Here is a 20,259-nt window from a genome sequence, read left to right as displayed (position 1 = left end):
TGTCGCTGCACGTGCCGTTATGAATGGCCATGCCATTTTTTCACCGCCTCAAAGCTCTGCAGCACGTGCGCGGCCATGCTATTGGCCAGTTCGTGCTCGCCAATAAAAACTTTGCCCGCGTTTTCTGCGCGTAGCAATTGCGCCTCTTCTTCGCTGTGGGTGCGCACCAGCGTCATGATGCCGGGGTTGAGTGCGCGCGCCGTCGCTATCATGGCGCGCACGTGAAAGGTATCGTGCGTGGCGATGACGAGCATGGTGGCGTGCGTGATGTGCGCCTGGATCAGTACGGCCGGTTCCGCCGCATTGCCGGCCACGGCCGGAATACCCTGCTTGCGCAACTGGTCGACGATGTCGCGGTTTTCCTCGGCCACGACAAAATGAATGCCCCGTTCCATCAGGGCGGCGGCGATGCGCCGGCCCACGCGCCCATAACCGACCAGCACGACTTGGCCTGACAGCTTTTCCTGCGGCACCGTTATCGGCAGCTCGGCCAGCGGGTCGGCGGTGCGTTCAAACTTGCGCGCAAAATCGCTGTTGCCGAGCACGCGCAGCAAGGGCTTGGCCATGCTGAACACAAGTGGATTGAGGCCGATGGACAGGATGGCACCGGCCAGTATCAGGCTTTGCCCTTCCTGCGGCATCAGACCCAGCGACAGGCCCAAGGCGGCCAGGATGAAGGAAAATTCACCGATCTGCGCCAGGCTGGCCGAGACGATGATGGCTGTTTTTGGCGGATAGCGCAGGGCGATCACCAGCAGGAAGGCGGCGATCGACTTGCCGAAGATAATCACGGCGCACACGGCCAGCACTTGCAGCGGCTTGTCGATGAGAATAGTCGGCTCGAACAGCATGCCGACGGAAACGAAGAACAGCACGGCGAAGGCGTCGCGCAGGGGCAACGATTCCTCTGCTGCGCGATGACTGAGTTCGGACTCGCGCAGCACCATGCCGGCGAAGAAGGCGCCCAGCGCAAACGACACGCCGAACAGCTTGGTGGAAGCGTAGGCGATGCCGACGGCAGCGGCGATCACGCACAGGGTGAACAGTTCACGCGAACCGGTGCGCGCCACTTGCCACAAAATCCATGGGAATAGCTTGCGGCCCACCACCAGCATGAAGACGACGAAGCCGCTCACTTGCCCCAAGGTCACGGCCAGGGTGTGCCACAGGCTGACGGCCTCGGCATCCGGCGCGACCTTGCCACCGAGCACACCGGCGAACGCCGGCAGCAGTACCAGCACCAATACAGTGACCAGGTCTTCCACCACCAGCCAGCCGACGGCGATGCGGCCATTGAGCGAGTCGAGGATGCCGCGCTCTTCCAGCGCACGCAGCAGCACCACGGTACTGGCCACGGAAAGTGCCAGGCCAAAGATCAAGCCGCCACCGAGTGTCCAGCCCCACCAGTGGGCCAGGCCCATGCCCATCGCCGTGGCGACGCCGATCTGCAAGATGGCGCCGGGCAGCGCGATCTTGCGTACGTCCCACAAATCTTTGATGGAAAAGTGCAGGCCGACACCGAACATCATCAGCATCACCCCGATTTCCGCCAATTGCCCGGCAAGTTCCGCATCGGCCACAAAACCGGGCGTGGCCGGTCCGATGATGATGCCGGCGGCCAGATAGCCGACCAGGGCCGGCAGTTTCAGGCGCGCGGCGATAAAGCCGAAGATGAGGCCGAACCCGAGGGCGGCGGCGATGGTGGTGATCAGACTGATGTCATGCGGCATGCGTGGTGGGTTCCTTGTGCGGACGTGTGGCTGGAAAAAGAGGATGTTGAGCGATTGAGTATAAACGCAACAAAGCTGCACGGGAATTTCCCGGCCGTTTTTTTGCGCAAAAATCGCACCATCTTCGTCCGTCAAGTCGCTAACGCATGCCATCGACCGTCATCTTCGCCTAATTGATGTAATCAGGCACCGCCACTGCGCCGCGCTTATACCTTGCGCACGACCACACAGCCAATCGAATAGCCGGCGCCAAACGAGCAGATCACGCCTGTGGCACCCGCCGCCATATCATCCTGGTATTTATGGAAGGCGATGATGGAACCGGCTGACGAGGTGTTGGCGTAGGTGTCGAGGATCACGGGCGCTTCGTTTTCTTGCGCGTCGCGGCCCAGGATCAGGCGCGCGATCAGCAGGTTCATGTTCAGGTTGGCCTGGTGCAGCCAGTAGCGGCTCACTTGCGCCACTTCCACGCCGGCCTTGGCCAGGGTCGCCTTGATCATCTCGGCTGCCATTGGACATACTTCCTTGAAGACTTTGCGGCCTTGCTGGCGGAACAGCTTATCGGCCTTGCCCATGCCGGATTCGTCAAAACGATTGAGGAAGCCAAAATTATTGCGGATGGCATTCGAAAAGCGCGTCTTGAGTTCCATGCCGATGATTTCGAACTGCTGCTGCGACACGGCCGTGTCTTTGGCTTCGACGATGATGGCGGTGCAGGCGTCGCCGAAAATGAAATGACTGTCGCGGTCGCGCCAGTTCAGGTGGCCGCTGGTGATTTCGGGATTCAAGACCAGCACGGCGCGCGCCTGGCCGCTTTGCACGGCAGCGGCAGCTTGCTGGATGCCGAAGGTGGCGGACGAGCACGCTACGTTCATGTCAAAACCATAGCCATCGATGCCCAGCGCATCCTGCACTTCCACCGCCATGGCTGGATAGGCGCGCTGCATATTGCTGCAGGCCACCAGCACCATGTCGATGTCGGCCGGTGTGCGGCCGGCGCGCGCCAAGGCGTCACGCGCGGCAGCCACGGCCATCTCGGCTTGTAAGGACAGTTCGTCATCGCCTCGCTCCGCAATGCGCGAAACCATGCGTGCCGGATCGAGAATGCCGGCCTTTTCCATCACGAAGCGCGACTTGATGCCAGACGCCTTTTCGATGAAGGCCACGCTCGACAGCTCGATCGCCGTCACCGTACCCACGGCGATCGCCTCGGCGTGATCGGCATTGAATTTTTCTGCGTAGGCATTGAAGCAGGTGACCAGTTCTTCGTTGGAGATCGAAAATGGCGGCGTATACAGTCCGGTACCGCTGATGACGACTTGTTTCATAGTTAAACTTTCAAATTTGGCAATCGACGCGCTGCCGATAAGTGGAGCAAATTTTACACAAACAGACTCGACTGTAGAGAGTTTCGTGTTGCGGCAGAGCAGGAAGTGTGGCGGAAGATGATTTTTTGTCGCGTGGACAGTGGCCGGGGGGGCGGCGTGTGATGGGGGCAGACAGGGACGCCGAGTCCCGGCGGGTCTGCCCCCAAACTGCCTATTTTTTCTGTTCTTTCTTGACGTTGGCTTGCACCACCACCGGTTCGGCCTTGGTCAGTTGCACCGGCAAACCCTTCAAGTGGTTCAGCGCCTGATGCAGCTGGAAATCGTCCTGGCTGCCAAATTCCAGCGGCTTGCGGGTTTTTTCCAGGGCGATGATGCGCAATTGCTCTTCCATCTCGTCGTTGACGGGGGCGGCCTTGGCGCCGTTGTTGGCACTGCCTTGGCCGCGGTCGTTGCTCAGGTGCTTGCTCAGGTCCGCTTCGCGGATGCGTAAGCCGTTCAAGCCGTCGCCGTCCGCATTCTCATCTACCAGCAAGTCGGGCACGATGCCCTTGGCCTGGATCGAGCGGCCGTTCGGCGTGTAGTAGCGGGCGGTCGTCAGCTTGACGGCGGTGTCGGCGGTCAACTGGCGGACGGTTTGCACCGAACCCTTGCCGAAGGTTGGCGTGCCGATAATGGTGGCGCGCTGGTAATCTTGCAGCGCACCGGCGACGATTTCCGAGGCCGAGGCCGAACCTGTGTTGACCAGCACCACCAGCGGCACTTTCTTGATAGCTGCCGGCAATTTTGCCAGCGCATCGCCTTCCGAGCGGAAGCTATAGTATTCGGCGCGGCCGTAAAACACCTGCTTTGAATCGGGCAGCTGGCCATGCGTCGAGACGATGGCGGCGTCCTTCGGCAGGAAGGCGGCCGAGACGCCGATGGCGCCCTGCAGCACGCCGCCCGGATCGTTGCGCAGGTCGAGCACCATGCCCTTGATCTGCGGATCTTGCTGGTACAGGGCGGTGATCTGCGCGGCCATGTCGTCGACGGTCGGTTCCTGGAATTGCGACACGCGCAGCCAGGCGTAGCCGGGCTCTATCATTTTCGACTTCACGCTTTTTTGATGGATTTCCTCGCGCGTGATGGTGAAGGCCAAAGGTTGCGGTGCATCCTTGCGGGCAATCGTCAGCGAGACCTTGGTACCCGGTTCGCCGCGCATGCGCTTGACGTTGTCGTCCAGGCTGACGCCTTTCACCGGCTGGCCATCTAGGCGGGTGATCAGGTCGCCGGCCTTGATGCCGGCGCGGTAGGCGGGGCTGTCCTCGATGGGCGAGACGATCTTGATATAGCCGTCTTCGCTCAGGCTAATTTCAATGCCCAGGCCGACAAACTTGCCTTCGGAACCTTCGCGCAGCTCGGCATAGGCTTTCTTGTCCAGGTAGGCGGAATGGGGGTCGAGCGAGGCGACCATGCCGGCAATGGCGTCTTCCAGCAGTTTCTTGTCTTCCACCGGCTCGACGTAGTCGGACTTGATCATGCCAAACACATCGGCCAGTTGGCGCAGCTCTGCCAGCGGCAGGGGCGGCTCGACGGTTTTTTGTGCCATGGCTGAAAATTGCAGCGACACGGCGACGCCGGCCACCACGCCCAGGCCGATCAAGCCGGTATTTTTGAGTTTGCCCATCATTGCACCTTTGCAGCTAGCGTGTCTTGCACAAGCGCCAGTCCCCGTGGAGCAGCGCTTCTTGGTGAAAGTATAGACCTGAATCTCTGGCGGCGTGGCTCGGCCGTGGAAAAAGCTCGGCTGACACCACTTTAGGCGTAAAAATGGGACTCAGCTCGCCATACATTGCACTTTTGTCGCCGATGTTTCAGGACGGCGTTGCAGTGCAAAGCGAATCAAACCGTCCTGTGGCAGCAAGTGAAGGGTAAAAGCCGGCAACTCTTTGGGGGCAGTGCGCGGGGCAAGGATGGTCAAATGTCCTGCTCGCGTGCTACATTCCTGCAGTGCCTGGCGCGGTGGGCTATCCGCCCGCAGCTATCTGCCCGGTCTTTTTGACATGCCCCATAAGGACAATCCGTGAATCGCTATCTCTTGAGCAGTCTGACCCTGAGCCTGTTGGCTGCGTTTGCCCATGCCGCCGAACCGGCATCGGCCGCATCGTCCGTGTCGGCACCGACCGTGGCGCCCAGTGTCGCACCTTCCTCGCCTGCCGCCGCTGGTGTCGTTTCCGGCATCGATGTGCAATACATCGACCCAGCCATCAGAGTGCAGGACGATTTCTTCACCCATTTGAATGGCAAGTGGCTGGCCACGGCCGAGATCCCTGCAGACAAGTCGAGCTGGGGTTCGTTCGCCAAGCTGCGCGATGACACTACGCCACAGTTGCGTGGCATCATCGAGTCGACGCAACAGGACAAGCACAAGAAGGCCGGTTCCGAAGCGCAGAAAATCGGCGACTTGTACGCCAGCTACATGGATGAAGCCCGCCTCGATGCGCTGGGCGCGAAGCCGCTGGCAGGCGAACTGAACCGTATTCGCTCGCTGCGCGACAAGAAGGGCGTGCCCGCCCTGATCGCGCACCTGAGCCAGGTGGGTGTGTCGACGCCCTACGCCGTGTATGTGGGCCAGGATGCCCGTGCCTCGACGAAATATGCAGCGTATGTGAGCCAAAGCGGCTTGGGCATGCCCGACCGCGACTATTATCTGGAAGCCAAGCAGGCTGGCGTCAAAGAGAAATACCAGGCGCACGTGGAAAAAATGCTGGCCATGGCCGGCGACAAGAACGCCGCCGCGCGCGCCAAGGCTGTGGTGGCCCTGGAAACATCGCTGGCGGCAGCGCAATGGACCAAGGTCGAGAACCGCGACCCCGTCAAACGCTACAACAAGACCGACATCAGCAAGCTGAACGACCTCACTCCCGGCTACGACTTGAAAGCAGGCCTGGCCGCCCAGGGCATCGCCAACAAGGTTGATTACGTCATCGTCAACCAGCCGAGCTACCTGGCCGGCTACAACAAGGTGCTGGCGTCAAGCGACCTGGATACCCTGAAAGCCTATTTCGAATGGCAATTGCTGCGCAGCTACGCCAGTTATCTGTCGAAAAACTTCGTCGATGAAAGCTTTGCCTTCTATGGCACGGTGCTCAGCGGCACGACGGAAAACCAGCCGCGCTGGAAGCGTGGCGTGGGCGCTGTTGAAGTCGTACTGGGCGAAGCCGTAGGCAAACTGTATGTGGCGCAATATTTCCCGGCAGAGCGCAAGGCGCGCATGCAGGAACTGGTGAAAAACGTGTTGGCGGCCTACAAAGACAGTATCGACACGCTGGACTGGATGAGCCCGGAGACCAAGAAAGAAGCGCAAGCCAAGCTGGCCAAGTTTACGCCGAAGATCGGCTATCCGAACCAATGGCGTGATTATTCGAGGCTGCAAATCGTGCACGGTGACTTGGTGGGTAACATGATGCGTGCAGCGAACTTCGCTTCGGCGCGCCAGGTAGCCAAGCTCGGCAAGCCGATCGACCGCGAAGAGTGGGGCATGACGCCGCAAACGGTGAACGCCTATTACAGCTCGACGATGAATGAAATCGTCTTCCCTGCATCCATCCTGCAGCCGCCGTTCTTTGACGCCAACGCGGACGATGCGGTCAACTATGGCGCCATCGGCGCCGTCATCGGCCATGAAATCAGCCACGGTTTCGACGACAAGGGTAGCCAGTCCGATGGCGATGGCAATCTGCGCGATTGGTGGACTGCGGCCGACCGCAAGAATTTTTCGGCCAAGGCCGATGCGCTCACCAAGCAATACGACGGCTATAGCCCATTGCCTGGCTACCACGTCAATGGCGCGCTGACCCTGGGCGAGAACATCGCCGACAACTCGGGTGTGGCGATCGCGTACAAAGCCTACAAGATTTCGCTGGGCGGCAAGCCGGCACCCGTGCTCGATGGCTTGACGGGCGATCAGCGTTTCTACATGGGCTTTGGCCAGGTATGGCGCAGCAAGATGCGCGAAGCGCAGCAAATCGTGCAGATCAAGACCGATCCCCATTCGCCGGGCCAGTACCGCGCCAATGGCACCATGGTCAACCAGCCAGGCTTCTATGAAGCGTTTGACGTGAAACCGGGCGACAAGATGTATGTCGCCCCGGAAAACCGCGTCATCATCTGGTAAGCCCTGCCGTGATGAAAACGTAATCTCGTAGCAACAGAAAAGACCACCTCGCGTGGTCTTTTTTGTATTTTGGACAAAGTTTTTTCTGGCGTTTCGGCTGGTATGCTACAGTCAAAAACCGGGCCAGAAGCCTCGGGCATTCTGACCCTAATATTTCCACACAATACAATATTGAGGATTACCGTGAATCGTTATTTGTTAAGTGCACTGACCCTGAGTTTGCTGGCCGGCGTGTCCGGCATGGCTGGCGCTGCCGATGCCGCCAAGAAAGCCGCTGCGGCGCCTGTCACCGCCAAGGCTGCCGCGCCGGCGGCGCTGACGTCCGGCATCGCCATCGAATATGTCGACCCTGCCGTGCGCGTGCAGGACGATCTGTTCCAGCATTTGAATGGGAAATGGCTGGCGGAAACCGTGATTCCTGCCGACAAGTCGAGCTGGGGCAGCTTTGCCAAGCTGGCCGACGATACGCAAACCCAGTTGCGCGGCATCGTCGAAGGCGCGGCCGCCGACAAGGCCCGCGCGGCCGGGTCGAATGCCCAGAAAATCGGTGATTTCTATACCAGCTTCATGGACGAAGCCAAGCTGGAAAGCCTGGGCTTGACGCCATTGAGCGCCGAGCTGGCGAAGATCGCCGCGCTGCAGAATAAGGCCGAATTGCCGGCCGTGATAGCCCACTTCAGCAAGCTGGGCGTGACCTCGCCGTACGACTTTGGCATCCACCAGGACGCCAAGGATTCCACCAAATACGTGGCTGACATCGTGCAAAGCGGCCTGGGCTTGCCTGACCGCGATTATTACCTGGAAGAGGGCAAGGCCGATACGCGCGCGAAATACCTGGCGCACGTGGAAAAAATGCTCAGCTTGTCCGGCGACGCGAACGCTGCCGCGAATGCGAAAGCCATTGTGGCGCTGGAAACGGACTTGGCCAAGGCGCAATGGAGCAATGTGCAGAACCGCGATCCCGTCAAGAACTACAACAAGGTCGAGCTGGCGAAACTGGCCGCCATGGCGCCAGGCTACGACTGGGCTCGCTACCTGAAGGAAACTGGCATCGCCGGCAAGGTCAAGTATGTGATCGTCAGCCAGCCCAGTTATCTGAAAGGCTTCGCCGAGATCGCCAACAAGACGCCGCTGCAGACGTGGAAAGCGTATTTCCAATGGCATTTGCTGCATGCCAACGCTGGCTACCTGCCGAAAGCCTATGTCGATGAAAACTTCGCGTTCTACGGCACTACCCTGACGGGGGTGACGGAAATGCGTCCGCGTTGGAAACGTGGCGTGGGCGCCGTCGAAGGTGCGTTGGGCGAAGCCGTGGGCCAGCTGTACGTGGAGCAATATTTCCCGGCCGAACGCAAAGTGCGCATGGAAGCGCTGGTGAAAAACCTGATGACGGCTTACAAGCAAAGCATTGATCAGCTCGACTGGATGAGCCCGGTCACCAAGAAACAGGCGCAGATCAAGCTGGCCAAGTTCACTACCAAGATCGGCTATCCGAACAAATGGCGCGATTACTCGGGCCTGACGGTGGCGCCGGATGATTTGATCGGCAATATCCAGCGTTCGCATCTGCTCAACTATAACCGCGAATTGAACAAGCTGGGCCAGCCTATCGACCGCGACGAGTGGGGCATGACGCCGCAAACCGTGAACGCCTATTACAACCCTGAGCTGAACGAAATCGTCTTCCCGGCCGCCATCCTGCAAGCGCCGTTTTTTGACGCCAACGCCGACGATGCCGTCAACTATGGCGCCATCGGCGGCGTGATCGGCCACGAAATCAGCCACGGCTTCGACGACCAGGGCGCTCAGTACGATGGCGATGGCAACCTGCGCGACTGGTGGACCAAGGCCGACCATAAAAACTTCGCCAAGAAAACCAAGCAGTTGGTGGCGCAGTACAACAGCTTCAGCCCCGTCAAGGGCCAATTCGTCAATGGCGAACTGACCCTGGGCGAAAACATCGCCGACAATTCCGGCGTGGCGATCGCCTATAAAGCGTACAAATTGTCGCTCAATGGCAAGAAAGCCCCCGTCATCGACGGTTTCACGGGCGAGCAGCGCTTCTATGCGGGCTTTGCTCAAGTATGGCGCATGAAGATGCGCGAAGCGCAGCAACTGGTCTTGCTGAAAACGGACCCGCACTCGCCAGGCCAGTTCCGCGCCAATGGCACCATGCGCAACCAGCCCGGCTTCTACCAAGCCTTCGACGTAAAACCGGGCGACAAGATGTATCTGCCACCGAAAGACCGCGTCATCATGTGGTAAGACGCTAATCCCAGGCATCAGTTGCCAGCCGCCCCGCGCAAGCCGGGCGGTTTTTTTACGTCGTGTGATCTGCCATAAACTGCGGGCGAAAAAAAACCGCCCAGATGGGCGGTTCCTGGTTCAGCGCACTGGCTCAATTATTTGGCAGGCTCGGCTGTAGGAGCGGCGCCATCGGCGGCTGCCGGTGCCGGCACTTCCGGTTCCTTGAACTTGCCGCCCGACGCGTTGGCCAGGTAGACCACTGCGCGCGCCACTTCCACATCGTCGAGGTCCGGATTGCCGCCCTTGGCAGGCATCGCGCGCAAGCCTTCGATCGCGTGTTTCACGAGCGTATCGTAGCCTTGGGCCAGGCGAACCGACCAGCCGCCCGCATCGCCAAATTTCGGTGCACCGGCCACGCCAGCGCCATGGCACGCCACGCAGGTCGCCGTGTAGACGGCTTCGCCGCCCTGCAGCACCTTCGGACCGCTGGCATCCTTGAAGGTAAAGCCCGCATTAGCCACTGGACTCAAACGCTCGGCAATGGCTTCCGGCGACTGGCTGTCCGTACCGGCGCCCGTCAGTTTTTGCGCCGTGACGAACTGCACCAGCAAGATGATGCCGATGACGGTGATGAGGAAGAAGCCTGCTACGGCGGCAAGCAACTGTTTAGGCGTTTTGATCGCTGATTGTTGTTCGTTATGTGCGTCGCTCATGATGTCCTTAGTCCAGATTTGAAACTGATGGCCGTGTAAGGTAGCATTTTTACATGCTTGTATGTAAACCTTTATGTATCCCATAATTATAGGCACAAAAATTGAGCAGTGACATGCAATTGCCGGCGATACGACAGTTTCCGTAGACGTAGGTAAAGAAAAACGGTGTCCTTCGCTTCACTTCAGAAATTCCCCCTACGCGGCTGTAGCTCAGTGGATAGAGTATTGGCCTCCGAAGCCAAGGGCGTTGCTCCCCGTAAATAATTTTCTGCTTTGAAATCAAGCGCTTAGCTTGGCCTGCAGAGTGTTTGGGGAGAACCTCCGGCGGTTTTGGGGAGAAAAGGCTAAAACCCGGGCGTAACACTGTGACTCCAACACTGAGGAGTCACACAATGAAGGTCAAGAACGGCACTGTTGAGCGCAACATCTATGTTGAAACCCGCGGTCGCTCGCTGAGGTTCCGTGTCGAAGTATCCCCGCTCCCAAAAGACGACATCACCGTAGACTTCGACCAGTACGAAGCTGGTCTTCAGTGGGCCCGACGGCGCCGCGTCGAGTTACTCGAGCAGAAAGCACAATCTAAGAAGCATGCCGCGCCAGCTGTTGCCATGGCTGCGCCTGTTGTCGCTGGCTGGAGTCCTGCCGAAATTCGCGTCAGTGAGGTCTTTGAAAGTTTCCGTGTACGTGAGTTGCCACACTTGTCCGGCGCCGCCGCTGACTCGTCGCGGTTAAAAGGCTTGGAGGAGTGGTTCGGCCAGTTGACACTGGGCGAACTGACTTATGACCTGCTCCAAAAGTGGATGGTCGACCGCGCATCAGGCGTACTCGGCCCTGGTCGTATCTCGTATCCGCACGGTTACTCGAAAAATCTCCGCGTGCAGATTCGGAAAGCCATTGCGGCTGGCAAGGAGTTTCTCAGCGATGGTAAAACGCTGGCTGTGATGCCGGACCCAATCATTGTGCCGCCATTGGCGCAAACCATTCGACACGAGATGACCTTGCTGCGACGAGCACTGCATGCTTACTTCAGCGCGCACGGACTGAACGAAAAGCATGGTACGTGGTTGGAGTGCCAGCAAGTCATGCAAATCGACCTGCCGGAAAAACCGGACCCCCGGCACACGCGAGTGGACGAAGATGGGTTGCAAGCGCTAGTCAAAGAGCTGAACGACTCGGCGCTTGCAGCGTTCACCCAGTTTGCTGTCATGACAACGCTCCGACGGAGCGAAGTATGCTCACTGCGCTGGGAGGAACTGTGCCTTTCCCTGCTTCTTAACCGCCGGGTCGTCATCTACGAGGCCGTTGGTGGTAAGCCTGTGAAGTCGCACAAGCGGGTTCGCGATGTCATCGCTCGCATCATGTCTTCAGATTTGGATGATGAGATGCGCCGTGCTCTCATGCGGCAGCTTGAGAAATTCGGACTGCGTCCACTTTGGAAAAGTACGACCAACCAGTGGAATCTTGTGGTGGCGGCGTCCGAAATGAACGGTGGGCTGCGTCGACTGATGCAAGGGACTCCGTGGTCCTCCGGCGGCTGGAAAGATGTTCTTTCGCGTGTGCCTGCGGCGGTAATGGGCCAGCAGCGAGTAGATGGGATGTCCCAGAAAGTGGTGGAGCTGTGCCTTACGGAAGACCTCATTTCGCCAGAATCAGGCGATGAGTATGAGCTGCCGGAAGCTGCATAGTGGAGGCTGTTGCAGGTTGGATAGCCTCTTGAAAAGTAAGAGCACTAAAGGCACCAGGACTTCGGTTTTGGTGCCTTTTTTTTCGCACTTTGCTGTTTGCTAGAGACAGGCTGGTTTCGGCTTGCAGTTTTAGAAAGCGCTTGTCTGAATTGAAGGGCTGAATATATTTAACGATATATACGGTATAAATAATATTGGCGATATGCCGGATGTGAGCGATATAATCGTTCACCTGCATCGGGAGTAGGGGAGGCATTTTGGGGAACCGCATTCCGCATTCCGAATGCGGAACGCTACACGCAAATCTCTCTTGCTTTTGCCGTTGCCTGGTAAGCGGGAGAAGCGGGAGACTTTATCTCCACTAGCAGCTCAAGGCATCCGCGTGCGACCAAACCGTTGATTGTTGATGTCTCTACGACGCAGTAGTCGTTGCTACTCCCGCCCTCGGATTTGTAACGTAAGCGCTTACCGTAGGGCGCCGGTTTGCTGCGCCAGTAGCAGCCACCATCTGTGTGCGCTTCGCCGCCATTGCGAATGATTTCCGCCAGCGCCTTTTGCATTGTTGGTGACAGCTTTCTGGTCATTCTAGATTTCGCTGGTTCGCCATTGTCGGCGCCGAGCGCGCGCTCATATTTGTCATGCACCGTCCGCCCGCGACAGCAGAATCGAGATGGTCTCGCTTGAGCCGCTGCCAACAGCGGGATACCTAAAATCTGCGACTAGGTACATGCCCACGTTCTTTCCGCTGATGCTGACTGAGACGCCTGCTTGAGCATCTTGCGGAAGGATACCTGTGCGGTATAGTTCAATTGCCAGCATGGGAGGTACCTTCAATTGAATCGTATCTTCTTCGGCCGTGAAGGCAATCCTGGTCGTTGGGTATCTGAGGTAGCTGATGCTACCTTTCTGATACGGCACGGTGAGCATTTGTACCTCGTGCAGCGGCGTGCCGTTTATAGCAATTTCCTGCATTAGTTCCTCGTCATCAACTCATATATGGTGTGTGTGGGGGGGCGTTGCGCAATGCTGGCCAGGCATCTTTAGCTTATTCGGCGGGTAGCATGGCGAATGGGAAAATTCTAGCGGCATCTATTCCTTCAAGCTGTGCGCCAGCACGCGTCCGACAAAGTTCCCGCTGACCTTGTTCTTTTCAATCAGCGCGCGCAGTGCCGCCTTCATCGTGGCCTCCGGAATGTCCGCCGCCATTGCCGCTTTCATGACCGCCGTGTATCCGTCCTGCACATCAACGCTCGTAATATCATAGCCATATCCAGCGGCCAGATAGTGCAGTCCGGCCATTCCGGCCGCGACAGCAAAAGTCGGGCGTTCGTCGGCAAAATCCCTCGCTGCGCGAATAAGTGTTTTTGGGTCCGCTGGACTGCGGTTCGCCAGCTCGATGGCCAGTTCGAATAGTTCGGCGTCCTTGGCCGCCGCAAACCATTTGCCTTCCTGGCCTGGCTGACGCGCAACCAGGTCGCGCAAAATAGTTTCCTTGGGCTTGCCAGGGTATTTCTTGGCGATGGCCTTAAACGTCGCTACGTTGGTCGTTGCATACGTGGCTTCAATCGCATAGCGGGTGTATGCCTCGTCGGCGAATCCCGATGCCAGGAGAACGCCTTCACAGAACTGCGCAATCGTCGCCAAGGGCTCGTTCTGACCCTTGGAGTCCTCGGCATACCGAATCGCTTCGGCGCGCTTCCCTTGGGCTGCCAAGGCCTTCGCGCCCCACACCCTGTAGTGCCAGGACTTGTGTCGAAACTCCGACTTCGCAATTAGTGCCAGCAACTCGTCGTGACGCCCGGCTGCATACATCGCGCTCAGGCAGGCGATGGTGCCTTTGAAATATCCATATTCCCCAGTGCGGGCGCAATGGTCCCACATTGTCGTCAAGGTCGGCGTCAGATAGTCAGCCCACTTTGCAGCAATCTCCGGCGTCGCGCACAGTTCGCCCCAGAATTCGCCGAGGTGTTCCAGGTACGGCATATCGTCTTCTTGGAGTGTCTCGAACAACCGGTCCAGCCACTTCTCTCGCACTGCGCGCGCCACGTCTGCCTTGGATATGATGGGCACGAGCGTTTCGATGGCGCGGTTGACGGCGCTGCCTATACCGCCGGAAGAACTGTCTACCTGCTCAATCGCTGGCGCTAGCTTTTCCAGGAACAGTACGGCCCCCACGGCGGCCAGTACTGGCTCTTTCTTTGCGACTGCCTTGATTTCAACTAGTGCCTCCTTGATGCGGAGGATGGGTGTGTCCGATTTCCAGCCGAAAGCGTTGCGGCGGAAGCGAGGGGCGAATTGCCATTTGTAGGTGGTCATACCCAGGATGTTAGCAGCGGACCGTAAAAATTACTAACTTCGGGTTCTCGGTAGACGGTCCAAACGCATTCGTGGTCGAGTTAGGCATAGCGCGAATCAACTTTCAGCGACTCCATCCTCACTTGCAAATTCACCTGTTCTATTTTCGATATCCCGTCTTGCATTTCTAACTAACCATTCGGCCATATCCTTGTCTCGTATAGCCGCCAATGCCACAGATTTAAAGTCTTCGAACGACGTAGATTTTTCAAGTGCAGATTCAATTGCACACAACCGACTACTTAGATTGCTTAGGTACTTTTGAGTCTGGTCCTCAAGCCTGTGCATCATCACAGGAAGGGTGTCGAAATTGGAGCTCCGCCATTCATTCAACCTTCGCACCTCGCCTAAAATCTCGTTCGTGGCGAAGTTAACGCAATGGCGATTATCAACCATCGCGGCTGACTCTTTCAGACATTTGCCGCCGCAGGAAAGGTCACAACCAATTGTGCTCTAAGGCAGGCAATTGCCACGGTGGATAGATGACTGTCACGGAGTTGGTGCTCACCAGGTGGAAAGTTCTTCCGGATGAAATTTTTCTTGGTAAGTCACTGATTTAAAAGAAACATGATTCCGGCACCAATGTCTCTCCTTCTCCGCAGTTCTTGTACGCAATTAAGCTAAGGGCACAAGAATTGTGTTTACACGACGTAAGCGTCAGCACAATTATTGTGACTTTACATCGTCAAACTAAACGGCTGGTCTCCACGTAACTCAAGCAATTTGCAGCGTGACAGGATAGGTCCCGGGAACTACCCCCGGGCTTTTTCTTTTAACGTTGAAACTTTTGAGGCAGACTAGGCATTCATCCAGACGAGTAGGCCGCTGCTTGTTACAGAGCGCAGAACCAGCTCGTCGTCAAACGCTGCAAGATACTCGACGTCTGCTTCGTCGAAAACGCTCAGCAGGTAAGCGCCGTGCTTCTCTCCGACGTAATCGAATCGGCAGGCGCCTACTCGGTGCAGAGGCTTTGCAGCGTCGAAGACCGCCTGCAGTGCCGTGCTAAGTGGAAAGACTCCCATCTCATACGACTTCAGTGCCATCATCTCGTGTTTGAAGTTCGGCACTTCAGCCGGGAATTGGTCAAATAGGAGGTGGCAGAACGTCACCGCAATGTTTGCCGGGTCCATTGTCCGCATCGAATTTGGCGGGGTGCCAGGCGCCCCTTTGGCACGGTACCGTCCCCAGCCTATCTCTTTGTTCGTCAACACGAACGGCCGGCGCAAGTATGTCGCCGAGTGCATCAGTTGCCCGGTTGACTTACCACCGCGCGCGGCGACAACACCGGCAGATTCATTAAACGTGGACATGCTCATCATGGGCTCCATGCTGTGTTTTTGTACAGTAATCGTACTATCCTGAAATGGCTCGAACAACAACTGTGCTGAGAAGCTACAGAACGTCTACCGGTGCTACGCTGGTCACCACTGCTAGTATCCAGCAAGGCCGCGCGTCATCTCCGACACCCTACCTTCACGTATGTCATGCTGGATGTCTGCGACCGTCCGCCTAGGGGTAACGCCACCTCGTTATACACAACTTTTGAGCGCCCCAATTTCACGTAGCGTGCGTATCGTTTCCACCGCCACGTGAACATCCTTCAATCCAAGCCAGATCGTCTTAACGCCGGGCTCGCCATCGCTCTTGCGAGCCAGAAATCCGCCGATACAGGCGACCTGGCGCAGAACGTCATTCAGGCGGGGTTTGTCTGGCGGTGTTTTTTTGCGTAGCAGGTAGGCCGCTTGAATCTCATCGGGGTCGAAGAACAGTTCCGCGTCCAAGTCCGGACAGGTGCGGCCCAAGCGCATCAAACGCGCAATGCGCCAGGCCACCACCATGAACAGCGCCAAGGCCCGTTCAAGCTGTGTGATCGACCCCAGTTGCATCGCCTCAACGCGGCAGGCGTTTTTCAGAACGTCAAACAGCATCTCGATTTCCCACCGCGCGCGGTACCAGTCGATCAGCTCGACGACCGCCTCGGGCGTGGCGGCCTTGCGGTTGGTCAGCAAGCGCCATTCGATCGGATTGACGCCGTCCGGCGCATCGATCTCGCGCGCGATCACGCAGGTCGCGACGACGCTCTTGCCTTTGCCCGCAGGCAGACTCACTGTGCGTACCCACAACTGCTGGCGCACCGTGCGCGCCTTCACCCCGTGCCGTGCCGCCATCGCGAACGTCAACTCGCCGATCGGCGCGCCTGCGCCCGTATGCTCCCACAGCTTGTCGCCGTCGGGCAGGCAGCGGTTGTGTTTGGCGCGCACCAACCAGTCGGCCGGCGCGCCCAATTCCTGCGCGCGCAGCATCAGCGGTACCAGATCGGCCTCGCGGTCGGCCACATATACCAGCCGTGTGGCGGGCAACTGCACCGCCATCTCGGCGATCCGTTCGTAGCCTTCGATCCAGCGCAGGCTTTCCTTCGGGCCGCCGCGAGCGCCAGTCTTGTCCTTCTTTTCACGCGCCCACATCCACGCGTCGATGATACCCAACGGCTCGCGCGCGGGTGTGACCGCGTACGTCGGATGCAGGTACATGCCGCGCTGGGCTTCGTAGCTCAACGGACCGAGGCCGAACGCGCGTTGGCCATTGAAATCGAGCTCGGTCGTATCCTGCAGGCACAGCACCACCGGCAGCGCGGCCATGCGCTGTGCGGTTTGCTGCCAATGCGGCGCCATGATCGCCTGCCAGTCGACGCTGTTGTTGTCGAAGAAGCGATACGCCGCCATCGTTTCGCCCCAGCCTTGGCACGCCTTCGGCACGCTCGCCGTCGGGTCAGCCGCAAATCGTTCCATCAATATCCTCGCTCGTTTGTTCAGGCGTGCATCGCCCAGGTCGAGTTGTTCAAATTCCGTCTCGGTCCAAGGTATTGCTACTGGTGCTATCGCCAATTCGTCCACGCAAAAGGCGAGAGTAAACCTGAATCGTGGCCAGTTTACAAGGGGCGTGTTAAATCCTTGAATATTAACGTGTTTTTACGCCGACTGGGCAGAGGTACGGACTTGTGTATAACGAGGTGGGGTAACGCGCAGCTGCGATGCCGAGAACACTGGCAAGTCCTTCCAGTCCGCGGGAATGGTCTCTTTGTCGAATTCAGGTGGCTGGTTCATCGTTGCTCCCGGCTGATATGATGCCGTCAATGTAGCATGGTTAGCCGTAGTCCTAGGGTTTCTTGGGGTAGGAATCTGGGGAGAAGTTGGGGAGAAATTTGGGGAGAAAACGGGTTTAATTTCTTCTTGGTAATGCCTTCTGTTGCTGCCAATTGCCGAGTACAATAGCAGCATTATCAATGAGTTACAGTGCTACCACCTGTTTTCCATAGACGACAGCCGCTAAAGCGGGTATCCTACGCGCTCCCCTCTACATGCGGCTGTAGCTCAGTGGATAGAGTATTGGCCTCCGAAGCCAAGGGTCGTGGGTTCGATCCCCGCCAGCCGCACCAGCATTCATGCGCCTTTCAAGCAGATCAGCGTAATGGAACTTAGCTTCGAATCGTTTTTGGGAAAAGTTTTGGGAAAAATCCCGTGGAAACCTTCCTGATTTTGCGTACGCGGAGACAGCCAATTTTTCCTATACGTAACTCCTACAACTCTGGAGTTACGCTATGTCAAAAAAGCAAAACGGTCGCCTGGAAAAGCATATCTACGTTGAAGAGCGGAGCGGCTCGCTCCGCTTCAAGGTGGTTGTCCCTCCGTTCCAAGATTCTGCAACCTTCTCAACCATGGACGAGGGCGCGCGTTGGGCTCGTCGCCGACGAGTGGAATTTTTGGAGAGCAAAGCCTCCAACAAGGAACTGGCTTTGCCAGAACGGGTCCATGTTGTGTCGGCATCTTCCGGTTTCCCACATGTCCCCAAGGCCCCGCTTCCCATCAGGCTGTCGGATGTGTTCGACTCTTATCAACAGAATGACCTTCCAAAGCTCACAGGCAAGGACGCAGAGGCATCACGTCTGGAAAGGCTGCGAAAATGGTTTGGGGAGCGTACTGTCGATCAATTGGATGAGGCCCTCATCGACAAATGGAAGGCGAGCCGCCTTGCCGGCAAATTGGGCTCCGGACGCGATCCAAATCGTGCGGCTACCATGGCCACTTCCGACGGTGCAAAGCCGCTTACAAAGCATCAGCGTTACGCGCGCAAAAAGGCGGGGAAGGAAGTGCCAAGCCTGCCGATCTATCCTGTCAGCACCCAGACCGCCCGGCATGAGCTGAACCTGCTACGTCGGTCGGTGACGAAATACTTAAATAAAGAAAACCGTTGGCCTATCTATGGGGCTTGGTGGCAAGCCCATTCCTTGATGCGGATGCAGCTTCCAGACTCGGCAGAACCCCGCAATCGGCGCGTATCGGATGATGAATTGCTGAAAGTGTTTAACAGTATCCCCCTATGTCAGGATAGATGTCGCATCACTTGAATCACTTTAATCCATCCGGGGGCGGAGCAAAGACGTATAGTGAATCAGTATCCAGCAGAGCGCAAGGAAGCCATCCTTCGGCAAATGATGCCGCCGGAGAACAGGCCGGTATCGGCCTTGGCGGAGGAGAATGGTATCTCGGAACAGACACTTTATACTTGGCGACGAAATCTACAATCTCAGGGAGTGGCGGTGCCGGGAAATGGAAAGAATGCCGTGGTGTGGTCGTCGGCGGATAAATTTGGGGTGGTGCTGGAGACAGCACGCATGAACGAGGCCGAACTGGCTCAATACTGCAGGAGCAAAGGCTTGTTCGTCGAGCAGGTTGCCGATTGGCGCGAGGCCTGCCAGCAGGCCAATGAAGCGCCGGCCGAGCGTCACCGCGAACTGCGCGCGCAAGGCAAAAGCGACCGCAAGGAAATCAAGCAATTGAAGAAGGATTTGCAGCGTAAAGAGAAGGCACTGGCGGAGGCGGCGGCGCTGATCATTCTCAGAAAAAAAGCCCAGGCGATCTGGGGGGAGTCAGAGGACGATTGATCTGCGCCCCAGATCGCCAGCAAGTGATTACGCTAGTTGAAGAAGCTGTTGACGGCGGATGTCGCCGTGCGCAGGCGTGTGGTGCGCTGGAGATCAGCCTTCGAACCTACCAGCGCTGGATGCAGGGCAGTGATGGCAGTCAGGCGGACGGGCGCAAAGGCAGTCGGCGCGTGGCACCGGCCAACAAATTGAGCGAAGAGGAACGCCAGCAGATTGTGAAGGTTGCCAACAGCCCTGAATTTGCCAGTAGTCCACCTAGCCAGATCGTGCCGACCTTGGCTGATCGGGGCGAGTATCTAGCATCAGAATCGACCGTCTACCGGATATTGAAAGACGAGAAGCAGCAGCATCACCGCGGCCGAGCCAAGAAGCCCAGCACAAGGGTCGTCACAAGCCACTGCGCAACCGAGCCGAACCGCTTGTGGGCGTGGGACATCACTTGGCTGCCGACCAGCGTGCGAGGCTTGTATCTTTACTGGTACATGGTTCTTGACGTCTACAGCCGCAAGATCGTCGCGCACGAAGTGAACGTCGCCGAGTCTGCGGAAATGGCGTCGCTGCTGATGCGCAAGGCCAGCTTGGCCGAGGGGCTGGCCGGGCGTGAGGTGGTGCTCCACTCGGATAATGGCAGCTCAATGAAAGGCTCCACAATGTTGGCGACGCTGGAAAAGCTTGGGATCATGCCGTCGTTCAGCAGACCCCGTGTGAGCAACGATAACGCCTACGCCGAGTCGCTGTTCCGGACTTGCAAATACCGGCCAAACTATCCGAGCAAACCGTTTGAAAGTATCGAAAAGGCGCGACAATGGACGCTGTCATTTGTGCAGTGGTACAACCATCAGCACAAGCACAGCGGCCTGAAATTCGTGACGCCTGCGCAGCGCCATGATGGTCGGGACGGAGCGATCCTAAAATACCGCAAGCAAGTCTACGAGGCCGCCAAACAACGCCATCCTGAGCGCTGGGCCGGGACTACGCGGGATTGGGAATTGAACGATGAAGTCTGGCTGAATCCAGAACGGAAACCGCCAGAGGAATTAAGAAAAGCTGCATGACTTGACGCGACATCTTTGTTGACAACTACCGGATAAGCGCCTCGCTGAACT

General features: G+C 57.8%; 13 protein-coding genes and 1 tRNA gene. 6 read left to right on the top strand and 8 right to left on the bottom strand.

The genetic code is table 11. The features are described from left to right. Positions 1-17: 17 nt before the first annotated feature. The 3 genes from ybaL to H4V96_RS21305 form a co-directional block, all read right to left on the bottom strand. Complete coding sequence (gene ybaL, locus H4V96_RS21315) at positions 18-1,730, bottom strand: YbaL family putative K(+) efflux transporter (RefSeq protein WP_196856198.1); 1,713 nt, start codon at positions 1,728-1,730, stop codon at positions 18-20. Between the two features lie 206 nt (positions 1,731-1,936). Then, positions 1,937-3,058, bottom strand: a complete 1,122-nt coding sequence (locus H4V96_RS21310; protein ID WP_010393598.1) for a beta-ketoacyl-ACP synthase III — start codon at positions 3,056-3,058, stop codon at positions 1,937-1,939. A gap of 211 nt (positions 3,059-3,269) precedes the next feature. Continuing rightward, positions 3,270-4,724 carry a S41 family peptidase gene (locus H4V96_RS21305; protein WP_196856199.1) on the bottom strand — a complete coding sequence of 485 codons (1,455 nt, stop codon included), beginning with the start codon at positions 4,722-4,724 and terminating at the stop codon, positions 3,270-3,272. Between the two features lie 393 nt (positions 4,725-5,117). Between H4V96_RS21305 and H4V96_RS21300 the strand changes: the two genes are divergently transcribed. Further along, the gene (locus tag H4V96_RS21300) at positions 5,118-7,211 is read left to right on the top strand and encodes a M13-type metalloendopeptidase (protein WP_196856200.1); all 2,094 of its coding nucleotides are present in this window, start codon (positions 5,118-5,120) and stop codon (positions 7,209-7,211) included. A gap of 240 nt (positions 7,212-7,451) precedes the next feature. Then, on the top strand, positions 7,452-9,476 hold the full coding sequence (locus H4V96_RS21295) for a M13-type metalloendopeptidase (protein WP_280721206.1): 2,025 nt from the start codon (positions 7,452-7,454) through the stop codon (positions 9,474-9,476). A gap of 137 nt (positions 9,477-9,613) precedes the next feature. On the opposite strand, the gene H4V96_RS21290 is transcribed toward H4V96_RS21295, so the two are convergent. Then, complete coding sequence (locus H4V96_RS21290) at positions 9,614-10,171, bottom strand: c-type cytochrome (protein WP_196856201.1); 558 nt, start codon at positions 10,169-10,171, stop codon at positions 9,614-9,616. A 392-nt stretch (positions 10,172-10,563) separates the two neighbouring features. On the opposite strand from H4V96_RS21290, the gene H4V96_RS21285 reads away from it, so the two are divergent. Further along, positions 10,564-11,856, top strand: coding sequence for a hypothetical protein (locus H4V96_RS21285; RefSeq protein WP_196856202.1), 1,293 nt, complete (start codon positions 10,564-10,566; stop codon positions 11,854-11,856). A 636-nt stretch (positions 11,857-12,492) separates the two neighbouring features. Here the strand turns inward: H4V96_RS21285 and H4V96_RS21280 are convergent. The 4 genes from H4V96_RS21280 to H4V96_RS21265 form a co-directional block, all read right to left on the bottom strand. Next, on the bottom strand, positions 12,493-12,828 hold the full coding sequence (locus H4V96_RS21280; RefSeq protein ID WP_196856203.1) for a hypothetical protein: 336 nt from the start codon (positions 12,826-12,828) through the stop codon (positions 12,493-12,495). Positions 12,829-12,945: 117 nt separating this feature from the next. After that, positions 12,946-14,172 (bottom strand): hypothetical protein, encoded by a 1,227-nt coding sequence (locus tag H4V96_RS21275; RefSeq protein WP_196856204.1) that lies wholly within the window; start codon positions 14,170-14,172, stop codon positions 12,946-12,948. Between the two features lie 836 nt (positions 14,173-15,008). Beyond that, a complete protein-coding gene (locus tag H4V96_RS21270; protein WP_280721147.1) occupies positions 15,009-15,527 on the bottom strand; it encodes a hypothetical protein in 519 nt (172 codons plus the stop codon). Positions 15,528-15,740: 213 nt separating this feature from the next. Beyond that, positions 15,741-17,075: an IS4 family transposase gene (locus H4V96_RS21265; RefSeq protein WP_280721205.1), complete on the bottom strand. Its 1,335-nt coding sequence runs from the start codon at positions 17,073-17,075 to the stop codon at positions 15,741-15,743. Between the two features lie 496 nt (positions 17,076-17,571). Between H4V96_RS21265 and H4V96_RS21260 the strand changes: the two genes are divergently transcribed. The 3 genes from H4V96_RS21260 to H4V96_RS21250 all read left to right on the top strand — a co-directional run bounded on the left by H4V96_RS21260 (position 17,572) and on the right by H4V96_RS21250 (position 20,208). Then, positions 17,572-17,647, top strand: a tRNA-Arg gene (locus H4V96_RS21260). Between the two features lie 162 nt (positions 17,648-17,809). Next, positions 17,810-18,616 carry a hypothetical protein gene (locus tag H4V96_RS21255; RefSeq protein WP_196857176.1) on the top strand — a complete coding sequence of 269 codons (807 nt, stop codon included), beginning with the start codon at positions 17,810-17,812 and terminating at the stop codon, positions 18,614-18,616. A gap of 84 nt (positions 18,617-18,700) precedes the next feature. After that, a protein-coding gene (locus H4V96_RS21250) for an IS3 family transposase (protein ID WP_280721204.1) occupies positions 18,701-20,208 on the top strand; the annotation gives its coding sequence in 2 pieces (ribosomal slippage) (positions 18,701-19,139 and positions 19,139-20,208; 1,509 coding nt in all). Positions 20,209-20,259: the final 51 nt, after the last annotated feature.

The sequence above is a fragment of the Janthinobacterium sp. CG_23.4 genome (genome assembly GCF_029892305.1).
GTDB classification, from domain to species: domain Bacteria; phylum Pseudomonadota; class Gammaproteobacteria; order Burkholderiales; family Burkholderiaceae_D; genus Janthinobacterium; species Janthinobacterium lividum_D.
This window is presented reverse-complemented; position numbering and strand designations above follow the sequence as displayed.